This is a genomic window from Streptomyces sp. NPDC012935, assembly GCF_042900345.1.
GTDB lineage: Bacteria > Actinomycetota > Actinomycetes > Streptomycetales > Streptomycetaceae > Streptomyces.
The window spans coordinates 1-13,453 of record NZ_JBIBBC010000012.1; the positions used below are offsets into that span (position 1 = coordinate 1).

Annotated in this window: 12 protein-coding genes and 2 pseudogenes; 3 read left to right on the forward strand and 11 right to left on the reverse strand. The window is 70.5% G+C overall.

Going from position 1 to position 13,453, the window contains the following annotated elements:
• The 6 genes and pseudogenes from ACFY5C_RS26295 to ACFY5C_RS26320 form a co-directional block, all read right to left on the reverse strand.
• Nucleotides 1-255, reverse strand: a pseudogene (locus ACFY5C_RS26295) (DNA-directed RNA polymerase subunit alpha); the annotation flags it as partial.
• 272 nt (nucleotides 256-527) lie between these two features.
• Nucleotides 528-2,033 carry a SpoIIE family protein phosphatase gene (locus ACFY5C_RS26300; RefSeq protein WP_389448076.1) on the reverse strand — a complete coding sequence of 502 codons (1,506 nt, stop codon included), beginning with the start codon at nucleotides 2,031-2,033 and terminating at the stop codon, nucleotides 528-530.
• 818 nt (nucleotides 2,034-2,851) lie between these two features.
• A pseudogene (locus ACFY5C_RS26305) lies at nucleotides 2,852-3,120 on the reverse strand (DUF4235 domain-containing protein).
• Nucleotides 3,117-3,548 carry a DUF3618 domain-containing protein gene (locus tag ACFY5C_RS26310; protein WP_389448078.1) on the reverse strand — a complete coding sequence of 144 codons (432 nt, stop codon included), beginning with the start codon at nucleotides 3,546-3,548 and terminating at the stop codon, nucleotides 3,117-3,119. Before ACFY5C_RS26310 ends, ACFY5C_RS26305 begins: the two are co-directional and overlap by 4 nt.
• The gene (locus ACFY5C_RS26315; protein ID WP_389448080.1) at nucleotides 3,545-3,961 is read right to left on the reverse strand and encodes a phage holin family protein; all 417 of its coding nucleotides are present in this window, start codon (nucleotides 3,959-3,961) and stop codon (nucleotides 3,545-3,547) included. Before ACFY5C_RS26315 ends, ACFY5C_RS26310 begins: the two co-directional genes overlap by 4 nt.
• Nucleotides 3,962-4,055: 94 nt before the next feature.
• Nucleotides 4,056-5,180, reverse strand: coding sequence for a YihY/virulence factor BrkB family protein (locus ACFY5C_RS26320; protein ID WP_389448081.1), 1,125 nt, complete (start codon nucleotides 5,178-5,180; stop codon nucleotides 4,056-4,058).
• Between the two features lie 689 nt (nucleotides 5,181-5,869).
• On the opposite strand from ACFY5C_RS26320, the gene ACFY5C_RS26325 reads away from it, so the two are divergent.
• Together ACFY5C_RS26325 and ACFY5C_RS26330 are read left to right on the forward strand one after the other, a co-directional pair.
• Nucleotides 5,870-6,433 (forward strand): DUF2243 domain-containing protein, encoded by a 564-nt coding sequence (locus ACFY5C_RS26325; RefSeq protein ID WP_389448083.1) that lies wholly within the window; start codon nucleotides 5,870-5,872, stop codon nucleotides 6,431-6,433.
• A gap of 11 nt (nucleotides 6,434-6,444) precedes the next feature.
• Entirely contained in the window at nucleotides 6,445-7,293 is an 849-nt protein-coding gene (locus tag ACFY5C_RS26330; RefSeq protein WP_389448085.1) for a cytochrome c oxidase assembly protein, read from the forward strand.
• Between the two features lie 140 nt (nucleotides 7,294-7,433).
• Here ACFY5C_RS26330 and ACFY5C_RS26335 read toward each other — a convergent pair whose 3' ends face one another.
• Together ACFY5C_RS26335 and ACFY5C_RS26340 are read right to left on the reverse strand one after the other, a co-directional pair.
• The gene (locus ACFY5C_RS26335; RefSeq protein WP_389448087.1) at nucleotides 7,434-8,036 is read right to left on the reverse strand and encodes an AAA family ATPase; all 603 of its coding nucleotides are present in this window, start codon (nucleotides 8,034-8,036) and stop codon (nucleotides 7,434-7,436) included.
• 437 nt (nucleotides 8,037-8,473) lie between these two features.
• The gene (locus tag ACFY5C_RS26340) at nucleotides 8,474-8,977 is read right to left on the reverse strand and encodes a DUF6233 domain-containing protein (RefSeq protein WP_389448089.1); all 504 of its coding nucleotides are present in this window, start codon (nucleotides 8,975-8,977) and stop codon (nucleotides 8,474-8,476) included.
• Nucleotides 8,978-9,065: 88 nt separating this feature from the next.
• Between ACFY5C_RS26340 and ACFY5C_RS26345 the strand changes: the two genes are divergently transcribed.
• The gene (locus tag ACFY5C_RS26345) at nucleotides 9,066-10,073 is read left to right on the forward strand and encodes a hypothetical protein (RefSeq protein ID WP_389448091.1); all 1,008 of its coding nucleotides are present in this window, start codon (nucleotides 9,066-9,068) and stop codon (nucleotides 10,071-10,073) included.
• Between the two features lie 465 nt (nucleotides 10,074-10,538).
• On the opposite strand, the gene ACFY5C_RS26350 is transcribed toward ACFY5C_RS26345, so the two are convergent.
• The 3 genes from ACFY5C_RS26350 to ACFY5C_RS26360 form a co-directional block, all read right to left on the reverse strand.
• On the reverse strand, nucleotides 10,539-11,087 hold the full coding sequence (locus ACFY5C_RS26350) for a hypothetical protein (RefSeq protein WP_389448093.1): 549 nt from the start codon (nucleotides 11,085-11,087) through the stop codon (nucleotides 10,539-10,541).
• 197 nt (nucleotides 11,088-11,284) lie between these two features.
• Nucleotides 11,285-12,184, reverse strand: a complete 900-nt coding sequence (locus ACFY5C_RS26355; RefSeq protein WP_389448095.1) for a Gfo/Idh/MocA family protein — start codon at nucleotides 12,182-12,184, stop codon at nucleotides 11,285-11,287.
• Nucleotides 12,185-12,244: 60 nt separating this feature from the next.
• Nucleotides 12,245-13,450, reverse strand: coding sequence for an ROK family protein (locus ACFY5C_RS26360; protein ID WP_389448097.1), 1,206 nt, complete (start codon nucleotides 13,448-13,450; stop codon nucleotides 12,245-12,247).
• Nucleotides 13,451-13,453 lie beyond the last annotated feature (3 nt).

Below are 13,453 nucleotides of genomic sequence, written 5' to 3' on the forward strand. Positions count from 1 at the left end.
GACGACCAGCTGCTTGATGTTGAGGATCAGGTCGGTGACGTCCTCCTTGACGCCCGGCACGGTGGTGAACTCGTGCAGCACGCCGTCGATGCGGACGGACGTGACCGCAGCACCAGGGATCGAGGAAAGGAGCGTACGACGCAGGGAGTTGCCGAGGGTATAGCCGAAGCCCGGCTCCAGCGGTTCGATCACGAACCGGGAGCGGAACTCGTCGACGACCTCTTCGGTCAACGAGGGACGCTGAGCGATGAGCACGAGGTATTGCCTCCAGTATTTGGCGCCCGCTATGTGACGCCGTAGACAACACGAAGGGTACGTGTGGTTCGGCGTCATTGGAGACCGAACCGCCCGTACCTGATCAGCCGGTTGCAGGGATCCGGACGGGACTCATGGCGCAGCCCGCTGCCTGCAGGGCTACGGGCGCCTGCCGTCCAGCGCCCGACGAAACGTTCGCAAGGTGACGTCGTTCCCGCGCAGCAAGCCCGCTGTGACTCAGGCGGCCTTCGACTGCGACGTCCGAATACAGCCTATGCGCCGGCTGCAGGGCTGAGACCGGCCCGGGCGATGAGCAGGGCTACGTCGTCGTGATCGCCATCAGCACGCAAGGCGTGCAGGAGAAGGTCGCAGGTGGCGTCAATGGGGCGGTCGGGGTCGTCGAGGACCTCGAGGAGGGCGTTCAGGCGTACGTCGATCGGCTCGTCGCGGGTCTCGATGAGGCCGTCGGTGTACAGCACGAGTTGGGTCCCGGGCCTGAACTCGATGGAGGTGGAGTCGAACGGAATACCGCAGCCCCCCAAGGGCGCGCCGGTGGGCAGGTGGAGCAGCTGGCGTGTGCCGTCCGGGTGGAGGAGCGCGGGCGGGAGGTGTCCGGCGAGGGAGACCTGGCACTGCGCGGTGTGGGGGTCGAAGACGGCGTAGACGCAGGTGGCGATGGTTTCGACGTCGTCCGTCACATGGTCGAGATGGTGCAGGACCTGGTCCGGGGTCAGATCGAGGCCGGCCAGCGTTCTGGTGGCGGTGCGCAGCTGTCCCATGGCGGCCGCCGCTGTGACGCCGCTGCCCATGACGTCGCCTACGACGAGCGCGGTCTTGTCGCCGTTCAGGGGGATGACGTCGAACCAGTCGCCGCCGATCTCGATGGTGGCCTGGGCGGGGCGGTACCGGAAGGCGACGTCGAGTCCGGGTCGCTGTGGAGGGGGGTGGGGCAGCAGGCTGCGTTGGAGGGTGAGGGCGGTGCGGCGCTGTTCTTCCACGGCGTGGTGCCGGTCGGTGACGTCGACGCTGGAGGTGGCCACGCCCAGCACTTTCCCATTGGGGGATTCGAGCCGGTAGAACGAGATCGACCAGGCGTGATCGTTGTCCGGGTCGGCCGCTGTGCGGCCGACGATGTAGTGGTCGACGATCGGCGTCCCGGAGGCCAGGACTTCACGCATGGCACCTTCGAGGGACTCGCCCACGAACGGCAGCACTTCGTGGACGTGGCGGCCGATGTGCTCGGCGGCCGGTACGCCGTTCATCCGTTCTTCCGCGGGGTTGACGGAGATGTACCGAAGATCGGTGTCCAGCATGCCCAGCCCGATCGGTGACTGGGACACCAGCTGGGCGGACAGGGCCAGGCTCCGCTCCACCTGCCGCACCGTCGCCTGGTCCGTGGCCAGACCCAGCGCCCAGTACTCCTGCTGGTCGTCCTGCAACCGCATGTTGCGGAACTCGACCATGCGCGTGCTGCCGTCCTTGTGCCGGACGGGGAAGACCCCTGCCCAGCTCTCGCCGCCCTGCATGACCTGCGCGAACAGCGTCAGCACCGTGTCGAGGTGGTCCTTGTCGATCAGAAGCTGGCCCGCGTACTGACCCAGGGCCTCCTCGGCGCTGTAGCCGAAGAGGGTCTCGGCCTGCGGGCTCCAGAGATCGATCCTGCCTTCGGCGTTGAGGAGGACGGCGGCCACGTTCAGCACATCCATCAGGCCGCCCGGTCTGGACGCAACCACACCCGCCGTGCCGGGATCGTCGCGGAAGGATTCGGTCGCACCCATACCTCAGGCTCCTTCCCGCCGCAGATCAGGCCGCCGCCCTGCCAGGCTGACATGTGCCGGCGCCAGTGTCCCCAGCCATCCCATCGTCCTCCTGCGCCGCCCGCGCGTGCACCCCGATGCCGACGGGTCACGTCTTGCGGATCATCGATGCGATCATCCATCTGCATCGCTGCGGGCAGGTCTTGCAGGCCGCACTCGAACCTGCGTGACGAAGGATCTTGTGATTCTTCATCCGCCGATCGCGCGCTCGACAGGCGCCGCCGCCCCTTGCGGTGCGCGGCGTAGTCCTCTGGCCCCGGTGGGTCTGCGCCGGGCGGATGCGGGACTGCGTCCGCCGTCTGCCGGCACCAGCAGGACGAACGGCTGGAGTACCTGCCGCGGGGCGCGGCCGAAATCGGTATGCATGCACCGTGTCGACTGGAGATCGTTCCGTGGCGAGCCTCCAGGACCGCTGTCGGTTGTCGCCTCCCGGCTGCCGCGCACGCCCTGCCTGCGGAGGCTGTGCGAGGCCGGGATCGGGGGCCCTAAGGCGCGTACCGCGGCACCCCAGCGGCGTATCGGCATCCCGTCGGCGCATCAAGCAGCCGCGGCCCCCTCAGCCGGGCCAGGTGCCGTCAGGCGTCGGCCCGGGATCGGGGGCCTTAGATGGCGCGTGCCGCGGCACCCCTGCGGCGTATCGGCATCCCGTCGGGGCATCAAGCAGCGCCGCGGCCCCCTCAGCCGGGCCAGGTGCCGTCAGGCGTCGGCCCGGGATCGGGGGTCCCAAGGCGGCGCGTACCGCGGCGCCCCAGCGGCGCACCCAGCAGTGCCGCGGCCCCTCAGCCGGGCCAGGTGCCCGTCAGGGGTCGGGTCACGGTGGCACCCGCGCGGTCCACCGCGGCCTTGACGCCCGCGAAGACGGCGCCCTGGAGGGTCGCGGCCGTCAGGACCTCCTGCCAGGTGCGGTCTCCTCGTCGGTGGCGTCCGGAGCGTCCATGGCGTGACCGAGCATCTTCCAGGTCTGCTTGAAGGCCGCGCTGGCCGGCCTGCCGCTGACGGCGCCGAGGGCGACGCCCGCGGGCCTGAAGGCGATCTTGAAGGTCTTCATCGGTGGGCTCCTGTGCGGCGACGGCGTGCCAGCAGTACTGCGCCGCCCAGAACGGCCGTCCCGGCCAGCAGAGCCCCGCGGTGCTGGCGTGCTGTCCGAAGGCCGGTGTCGGTCCGTGTTCGTATGGGCTCGGGCGTCCTGTCGTGCACCATGTGGCCTGCCCTGGCCGCGCTGTCCCGGACGCGGTGCGCGGCCCGGTCGGCCTTGTCGTGCACCGGCTGCTGCACCTTCTCCCGCACGCGCCGGGTGACCTGGGCGGTCGTTCGGCCGACCTGCTCCCGGGCCTCGTGGGCCTTGTCCTGGGCGCGGGCCTTGACGTCGGCCCGAGTGGCGAGCTCCTCCACGGTCCGGCCCAGTTCCTCGCGGGTGTGCTCGATCTGCTCGCGCAGTTCGTCAGGGCCCTTGCCGGATGTTGCGTCGCTGGTCATCGCTGTGCCCTTTCCCTGATCTCGGCCACGTCGGCCTTGACGCTGTCGACGGTCTGCTCGGGGGCGGGCGGGGTGGCCCCGCTAACCTTGGCCCTGCCGAGTGCCGCCATCAGCGCGGCGACGACGATCAAGGCGCCCGTGATGATCAGTCCGGCGGCCCACACCGGCAGCGGCACGGCCAGCGCCGCGATCGCGGTGGCGACCATCGCCTGCAGGGCCAGGAAGCCGACCAGCCCGGCGCCGCCGAACATGCCGCCGCCCATGCCGAGGCGCTTGCCCTTCTGCGTCATCTCTGTCTGCGCAAGCCGCATCTCGGCCCGGACCAGGTCGCTCAGCTCCTGAGAGGCCTCCTGGACCAGTTCGCCCACGGAGGCGTCGGAGCGGGAGCGGTACCGCGGGTGCGTGGTCGTCATGAGGGTCACCTTCTCCCTGCGTTGCGTTGCGCTTCGCGAATGGAACTGACGCGCCGGGTACCCGGGCGCCGGCCTCCCGTACCGCGGTGCGCCGTCATGGACCGCGCAGGCGTCGCCGGTCCTCTTCGTCCCATGCGCGGGTGTCGCGCGGCGTCACGTAGGGCTCCTCGTCGGGCGGGTGACCGCCGGTGATCGCGCGCTGCCGTACGGCTTCCGCGTCGAACTCCAGGCCGAGCAGAATGGCCAGGTTGCCGACCCACAGCCAGACCAGGAAGACGATCACGCCCGCCATGGTGCCGTAGGTCTTGTTGTAGGAGGCGAAGTTGGCGACGTAGAACGCGAAGCCCGCGGAGGCGACCATCCAGATCACCAGGGCGAGGAAGCTGCCGGGGGTGATCCACCTGAAGCCGCGCACCTTGGCGTTGGGGGACGCCCAGTACAGGATCGCGATCATGGTCGTCACCAGGACGGCCAGGACGGGCCACTTGGCGATGCCCCAGACCGTCAGAGCCGTGTCGCCGATGCCCAGCGTGGAGCCGACCTGCCGGGCCAGGGCACCGGTGAAGACGACGATCAGCGCGCTGATCACGGCCAGAACCATGAGTACGACGGTCACCCCGACCCGGATCGGGAGGATCTTCCACACCGGGCGCCCCTCGGGCATGTCGTAGACCGCGTTCGAGGTGCGGATGAAGGCCGCGACGTAGCCGGAGGCCGACCACACCGCCAGGACGAGGCCGACCGCGGCCATGATGGAGCCGATACCGGCGTTGCCCTGCAACTGTTCGACCGCGCGCGTGAGGATGTCGCGGGCCGACCCGGGAGCGAGCTGGTTGATGTTCTCCAGAACCTTGTCGGTGGCCGACCTGCCGACCAGCCCGAGCAACGACACCAGCACCAGCAGGGCCGGGAACAGCGACAGCACCCCGTAGTAGGTCAGGCCCGCCGCGCGATCGGTCAGCTCGTCGTCCTTGAACTCGCGCAGGGTGCCCTTGAGCGCTGCCCACCACGAGCGTTTGGGCAGTTCGGTCGGCGTGTCGGGCGCCTGCCGCTCCACCTGTGGATCCGGCCCGACGCGCTCCTGCGAGGACTCCGCCCCGGACTCCGCCCCGGTGGTGTCCGGTGCGGTGGCCGGTCCGTCCCGCTCAGAGTCCGGCTGCGGAGGCGGACTGTGCCGCGCCCCATGATCCTTGTGCCTGGTTTTGATAAGTCGAGTCATGGCCCCCGTGTATCCAGGCACTACTGTCCTCAAGCGCGGCAGCGTGAGTACGGCGAGTATGGCCGGACGGCCCGCCCCACCGGCCGGTCTGCGTGCATCCTCCGAGCCGGCGAGGTGGGGAGCCGTCTCTCATGGACCTCTCCTTGAGACCGCCCGGGTTCAGCTTGAGACCGCCCGGATTTCAGCCGCGAGGACGACGGGCCCTCCCTGGGCCGCGCCCAACCTTCACCAGCCCGGACTTCGGCGCGGGCCGGCGCAACGAGCACCCCCACCGCTGCTGTGTCCGTCTGTGCTGAAACGCGCGCGACCTCGCGCGAAGCGCGTCCGCCCGGTCTGCAAAGGCCTCGCCTCGACACGTTCGCCAAGCCGCCACCGTGCCAAGGCCGCCCACCGATGGACGGGACGGCTCCACCGGCCCGGATAAAGCCAGATCTGCCGACCGGTGCTCTCAAGCGATCCGCCCGGGTTCTCGTTCGGCCTGATCGTCCTTGCCCGGAAATCAGGCAACCAACGGCGCCCGGCAGCTCTGCCAACGCCCCGCGGGCTTCGTGCGTTTCGGACACCCTCACCGTGTCCCGTGCCGTGACCATGCTGAATGGCTCAATGTCACGAGGGGAGCCGCTGCCGGGAGGGGAACCTGCTCTTGACGTTGTTCCCAGTGCACTCAGGTGCAGGAGCGGAGACGAGGGATGGCCACCAGGTTGGGCGGAGCCCCGGCAGGTACGGCACAACCGGCGAGTATCCAGCTGCCGGGCATCGTGCTCGGCGTAGGCATGGGCGGGTTCCTCGACGGCATCCTGCTGCACCAGTTGCTCCAGTGGCACCACATGCTCAGCAGCACCAACCATGACCGCATCGGCGTGAAGTACTACAACCCGGATACGGTCTCCGGCCTGGAGATGAACACCGCGTGGGACGGCATCTTCCACACCGTGTGCTGGCTCTCGGTTCTGCTCGGACTCGCCATCCTGTACTCGCGTGTCACCCATCACCGGATGCGCGTGTGGACCTCCCGGGTGCTGTGGGGGTGGATGTTCGTCGGCTGGGGCCTGTTCAACCTCGTCGAGGGCATCCTGGACCACCACATCCTCGGCATTCACCACGTCTACGCAGGGGACGGCCAGGCGTGGTGGGACCTCGGCTTCCTCGGCCTGGGCGCGCTGCTTCTTGTCGGCGGCTACCTGCTCCAGCGCAGTGGCCGGCCCTTCGACCCCAACGCTCCCGTCGGGCAGCGTGAGGGCCGGCGAGCCTGATGGACCATGACATGCCCGCTCACGGGCACACGGCGGGCAGCAGCGTCCAGGAAACGCTGCTGCCCGCGCTCGCCCTGCTGGCCTGCGCCGGCGCGTACCTGCTGCTGGCCCACCGGGCACGCCGTGGCAATCCTGCCCTTGGCTGGAGCCGCCGGCGCACGGCATGGTTCATGACTGGGATCTTCCTGCTCGGCGTGGCGCTGCTGCCGCCCGTGGCCCCCTTCGCCCATGAGGACTTCCGCGGCCACATGGCCCAGCACATGCTCATCGGCATGTACGCCCCGCTCGCGCTCGTCCTGGCCGCTCCGGTCACCCTTCTGCTGCGCACACTGCCCGCAACCCGGGGACGGCAGTTGACCGCCGTTCTGCACAGCCCGCCCGCACGGGTGATCGCTCACCCTGCGGTGGCACTGGCACTGTCCACGGGCAGCCTCGCCGTCCTCTACTTCACCCCCCTCTACAACACGACCACGAGCAACCCGGCCGCACACTGGCTGCTGCACGCGCACTTCCTGCTGTCCGGATGCCTGTTCGCCTACGTCATCGCCGGCCCCGACCCCGCCCCCTCCCGACCCGGGGTGCGCGCCCGGCTGGTCTGCCTCGGCGTCGCCATCGCGGCACACGCGGTGATCTCCCAGCTGATGTACGGCGGTTTCTGGGTGGACATCCATGCACCCGTCGAGCAGGTCCAGGGGGGCGCGGAGATCATGTACTACGGCGGCGACGTCGCCGAACTGCTCCTGGCCGCCGCCCTGGTGGCGAACTGGCGCCCCGACCACCGCAGTCGGACAACACCCAGCACGGTTGCCCCACAGGGCATGTCCGAGGGGTGGGAACGTGTGCCGGGGGCTGGTGGTTGATGGCGGATTGCTGGTGAAGGCCGACGGGGCTGCGGGCCTGGCCTCACCCATCGCCAATGACGGCGATTGTTCGGTGCTGTGGGAGGCGGGTGCCCAAGGCTCCCAGAGCGCCCGCGGTGCCGTGGGTTCGCCAAGGCGAGTCATTGTCGAGATTTGTCGATCGAGTCGTTCGGGTCGTTCAGGTCGTTCGGTTCGTTCGAGTCGGTGATGCGGTCGCTCGGCTCGAGGAGGTAGGTGCCTCTTGCGACGCCTTGCAGGATGCTGTCGGCGGTCGCCTCAGCGGTCAGGTCGCTGGAATCGAGGACGTGGACCTCATAGACGCCCAAGTCGCTGAACTGGCCGTGCAGTGAGCGAATCGGCTCGGGGTCGGTCAAAGCGTCGTCGGCCCGGCTCGTTGCCCGTTCCAGTGTGGTGTGCTGGTCCGGCCGGAGGATGACGTAGTTCAGTGGCAGGGCCCGCTCCCGGGCCGTCACGCGGAACAGATCGATGAACCAGGGTCCGACGACACCGTCGCAGATCACCTGGTAGCCGCCGTCGGCGTAGCCGAACGCTGCTGAGACCAGTACCTGCAGGACCACCTGATTCTGCTGATGTGCTTCAGGCAGGTAGGGCGCGATCCAGCCCTGCTTGATGTAGCGCCAGAAGCCGTCGCTGTGCAGGTGGACGCTGGGAGTCAGGCGATCGGCCAGCAGTTGCGCCACGGTGCTCTTGCCGGCTCCGGGCGGCCCGGTCAGGACGATCACCTGACCGCGGGGAGGGGACGTCCGAGAGAGGGGCGGCGGGTTCATGCCGCCACCGTGCCACGTTCGACCAGCGCACCGCTGTCGAACTCGGCTCCTGCGCGAACACGGGCACCACGTGGCCGTCGGTGATCGCGCGCCGACGGGCCCGAGCGCATTCGACGAGCTTCGACCTCATGCGACGTGAAGCGTTCCTCAATCCGGACCTGGTGGGCTCGCTGCCGGACGGCCGACCGCGCGGCCTCTTTCCTCTCCGAGCAGGGGAGCCGTCCGTTCGTCAGGATGGCGCGTGAGCCGGGTCGGCCTGACGCGTGCTGACGTATCGTGCGGTCGGGCCCCACTTCTCCAGGGCGCGGCTCATGCACCACTGGCACAGCGGCTGGCCACCGCGGCCGTACTTGTGCGTCTTGCGGTGGCACGTGGCGCACGGCCCGACCTGGTCAACGGGGCAGGACAGTGCGGACGGGTCCGGCTCTGTGATCGCGGGCGGGGGAGTTGTCATCGCATTTTCCTGTTCTGGGTGATACGTACCCATCTCTTCGACCGCAGAATGGTTCGCCACTCGGTGCGGGTGGTCGGGTCGTGCCGCAGACGGCACGGGTGGCTAAGTCGAGGATGTGGAGCCGGTTGTCGGGCTGGCAGTGGATGCAGGCCCGTAGTCCCGCGGCGAGCAGCCGGCGGGCCTCCTCGCGGCTGACGGCTCGGCGCCGGTGTCCGGCCATGTGGCAGTCGCCGGCGTGGATCTCGATGGGCGGTCGTCCGTCGCCGATGCCGAGTTCGACGATCCACTCCGGCGGCCGCGGCCGGGTGCGCCGGGCGTGCTCCTCTTCTGCCTGCCGCTTCTGAAGGGCTGCGATCTTGTGGTCGATGCGCTGCAGCCACAGGGCATGCCAGACCCGCAAGGTGTGCAGGCGGTCTAGATCGGGCGGCAAGTCATCGAACACATTTTTGATTCTATGCTCATGATCCACCGGCTGCGCCTCGCGTGTTCGATTTCCTGTTCGATATCGTGGGGTGCGGGAGGTGGACGTCATGACTGTGGACGGACGGGCGGGTGAGGTGTCGACGGTGATGCATGTGCGTTGCCCGGACCGGCTGCCGGAGGAGGCCTACCGGCAGGTCCTGGAGCAGCTGGCAGAGCTGTCCCCGGCCGTGCAGGCGCTGCCTCCGTCAGCGGCCCTGGTGGAGCTCAAGGGCGCCCTGCGGTACTACGGCGCGGACACGCGCCGGCTCGGAGAGATGCTGCGGGTGCGCACGATCTCCCGCCTCGGCATCGATGTACGGGTCGGGATCGGGCCGTCCATCACCGTCGCGGCCACCGCTTCCGCCCAGGTCCCCGGGCCCGGGGGAGTCCTCGCCATCGACCCCGGTGAGGTCGGCGCGTGGCTGGGACCGCTGCCGGTCGACGCCCTGCACGGCATCGGCCCGGGCCAGGCCGAGGTGCTGCGCGACTACGGCATCCACTCGGTCGGCCTGCTCGCCGCCGTGGCGCCCGCCACCGTCCAGCGCCTCCTGGGCGGCCGCTCGGGGCGTACGGCCGCCGACCGGGCCCGCGGCATCGACCCCCGCCCCGTCGTCCCCCGGGCCCTGCCCGCTTCCGCAACCGTCACGTGCCGCTTCGCCCGCCACACCCTGGACGGCGCCGGCGCCCGCGCCGCCCTCCTCGACCTGGTCGTCCGGCTCGGGCTGCTCCTGCGCCGACGCGGTCAGGCGGCCCGCGCGCTGACCGTGAGGCTGACGTTCGCCGGCAACAGCAGCTGGGAGAGGACCCGCCGCCTGGCCGAGCCGTCGGCGCACGACGACGACCTGCGCAGGCTCGCCTACCAGGTGATGGACGCCGCCGGCCTGCAGCGCGGCCGCCTGACGGGCCTGACCCTGAAGGGTGAGGACCTCATCGATGCCGGCCAGGTCGCCCAGCAGATCAGCCTCGACGGCGCACGCGAGGACCGCCTCGTGGCCGAAGCCGCCGTCGACCGTGTCCGCGACAAGTTCGGCCCCCGCGTCATCGGCCCCGCTGCCGTCTTTCGCCGCGCCTCGTGACCCGACCCGCCCCCCGGCACGTGGAGGTGACACCCGTGCTCCTTGCCCCGCGCGGATGGCCGAGGCTGATGTCAACCCGGTGTCAACAAGCCCGCACCTCGACTGACTTGGGCTGACTGCGGCTGAAGCGCTGCCCGATAGGCGGCGTGATCGATCTCGCCTCCCGCCGACCGGACCGGGTGCTGTTGCGGACCCCGGCGGATCGGTACACGAGGCGGATCGGTACACGCGATAGTGCCCGCCGCCGCCTCGACCGCTTGTCACCGAAGGTCCTTTGGCAGGGGCTGTACGGCCTGGGCGACCGCAGGTATCGACGTGGTGGCGCAGGACGACCTGCGGGCAGGCAGGGAACGGGGAGCCCCGAGCACGGCGCGGGCAGCGCCGGGAGCCGAGGGCTTCCCGAGCCCCGATTCGGGGAGCCCCGGCGTCGCGAGCGGGGTCGAGCGCGTACGTGCATGTGCGAGGTCAGCCGCCGAAGTGGACGATCCGCGGCACCAGGTCGCCCTCGGTGGCGATGCCGACAGACCACAGCGCGGAGCTGCCGGGCACGGCGGCGAGCCCGCGGGTGCTGATGCCGGGCGCGGCGAGCTTCTCCCAGCGGTGCTCGGCCTGGTCCCAGCGCAAGCCGACCGAAGCCGAGCCCTCGCCGCCGACGGCCCGGACGGAACCGTTCGCCGCCTGGCCGACTGCGCGCAACCGGCCGTCGGGGACGTCGGAAGTCGCCGTCCTCGTCCCCGAGCGCCCGGAGCCGTCGTGACCGGTCGAGCGGCAGGGCAACACGCCCCGGGCGGCGGGCCGAGGCGTTCGTCCGTCGCCGCACGGGCGCCGCCGGGGGCGGTGCCCGTGCACGACCGGCGGCTGCCGTGCCTCCAAGGCCGCGGCGGCACGGTTGCGGAAGGCGCGCCGGCGGCAGGCGCCGGAGCAGTACTTGGCGGGCCTGCCGCCCTTCCCCGGGCCCCGCTCCCCGACCCGACCCGGCGCGGCCACCTCGCACGTCCGCTTCGTCGACGCCACTGCGGAAACCTCGTGTGTAAGGGCCCGAGGCAAGGCCGGTTCCGGGCGCGGTGGGACCGCGCACCGATCAGTACTTCGGCCCGAGTGGCGGCCCCGCTCGGTTCGGCATGCGCGCCCAGCAGGCGAAGACCACGCCGGTGATCACCAGGGGAGGGGACGGCCAACCGACGTTGACGCCGGCCTCTGGTTACAAGTGGTCAGTCCGGGACGATGCGATCGATCAGCGTCTGCAAATAGAGCCCGCGTTGGGCGTCCAGTTCGGCCGGTGTATTTGTGCGGACGGCCGTTGCGAAGTCGCGGCGCACGATGGGCCAGCACTCCTCATGGTCGATGTCGGCGGTGTCGTAGATCAACGGTTCGGTGGCTCCGAAGAGTTCGACGCGGGTCACGACGCGCGGCACGGTGACGGTGCCCGACAGGGATGCCTGACTGACGGCACCGTTCTCGTGGTGGCAGGTGAGTTCGATCCAGCGGCGGGGGTCGCCGGTGCTGCGGATGTGGGTGATCGGGCCGATGGCGGCGTCCAGCAGGTCGAGCAGATGCGGTCCCAGGTCGAGCAGTGCGCCGTGTTCGAGGCGCCAGCCCGTGGCGAGGTCGCCGCTGAGGAAGGCGCCGTGGAGGTAGCAGGAACGGGCGCCGGTCACGTCGTGGGCGCGGGCGGCCGCCAGGAAGGCGCGGGTGGTGGGGTGGTAGCGCTTGGTGAGGACCAGCTGGGTGATCACGCCTGTCTCGGCGATGGTGTCGGCGACACGGCGGGCTGCCGGCAGGTCGGGGCCGAGTGGCTTTTCCAGCAGCAGCGCCTTGCCGCGTTTGGCGGCGAGAGGTGCGAGGTCCGCCTGGACGGCGGGCGGGACGGCGAAGGCGACGGCCTCGCAGCGGTCGAGGAGTTCGTCGAAGTCGGCGGCGACATGGGCGCCGTAGGGAGCTGCGGTTTGTTGCGCGGCTTCGGGGCGGCGGGCCCAGACGGCGGCGAGCCGGGTCTCGGGACCGGTGGCGAGCATACGGGCGTGCATGGCACGGGCCCAGGGGCCGGCGCCCACGAGACCGACCTCGACTGGCCGGTGGCTCCAGGGGTGCGCGGAGGGTGGGGTGGTCATGGTGGTCCTGTCTGTGCGGGAAGGCCCGGCGTCGCATCGGCAGGGATGCCGAGGGAGGCGTCAGGTCGTGAGGCGGGCGTCCGCGCGGGCGGGGGAGTAGAGGACCTCGACGACCATGGAGGCGGCTCCGATGAGGCCGGCGTGGTCACCGAGGCGAGAGGTGACGATCTGCAGGTGTGCGGTGCTGCGGGGCATCGCGCGCTGGTAGAGCAGCTCGCGCACACCGGTCATGAAGGGGACGCCGGACAGGTCACCGGCCAGCATCAGAACGCCCGGATTGAGCAGGGACACGACGGTGACCAGGACCTCACCGAGGCGTCGCCCGGCGCTGCGGGCGAGTCGGATCGCGTCCGGGTGCCCTTCGGCGATCAGGCGTCCGACGTCGGACCCGGAGGCGCTCTCGAGACCGAGGGCGGACAGCTCCTTCGCCAGCGCGCGTCCGCTGGCCACGGCCGCCAGGCAGCCGTGCGAGCCGCACATGCACAACGCGTCGGGCCGGTCGTGCAGCCGGATGTGCCCGATGTCGCCGGCGCCCCCGTCGATGCCGCGGTAGAGGCTGTTGCCCACCACGACACCCGCGCCGATGCCGGTGGAGACCTTGACCAGGATGAACGCTGCGCAGTCCGGGTGGTTGGCCTGGTGCTCGGCGAACGCCATGAGGTTGGCGTCGTTGTCGACGAAGACGGGGACGGGGCCGTCGTCCATACCGGCCCCGACGTACTGGGTGTAGGCCTCCTGCAGCCGTTCGCGGATGGGGTATTGGTCCCAGCCGGGCATGATGGGCGGCTGGACGACCTGGCCGGTCTCCCAGTCGACGGGGCCCGGCACCGACAGGCCGATTCCGCAGACGTGCGTGGTCTCGATGCCGGCTGCGGTGATCAGGCCGGGGAACCAGGCCGCCACTTGGTCGAGCACCCGGTCCGGGCCCTCGTTGATGTTCAAGGGTCCGGTGTGCTCGGCGATCATGGTGCCGGCTAGGTCGAGGACGGCTGCACGGGCGTGCCGGGTCTCCAGGTCGACGGCGATCACCGAGGCGTGGGTCGGGTCGAACACGATGCGTTCGGAGGGCCGGCCGCCGGTGGAGTGGCCGGTGGTGTGGCGCAGCCATCCGGCGCGGTTGAGCACGTCGAGGCGCTGGCCGACGGTGGAGCGGGACAGACCGGTGACGCGTTGCAGGTCGGCGCGGGTGTTGGCGCTGCCGCTGCGGATCAGGTGCAGCAGCTCGCCCGCACTGACCTGGTTCGGCGTCATCATGATTTCCCCCATGCT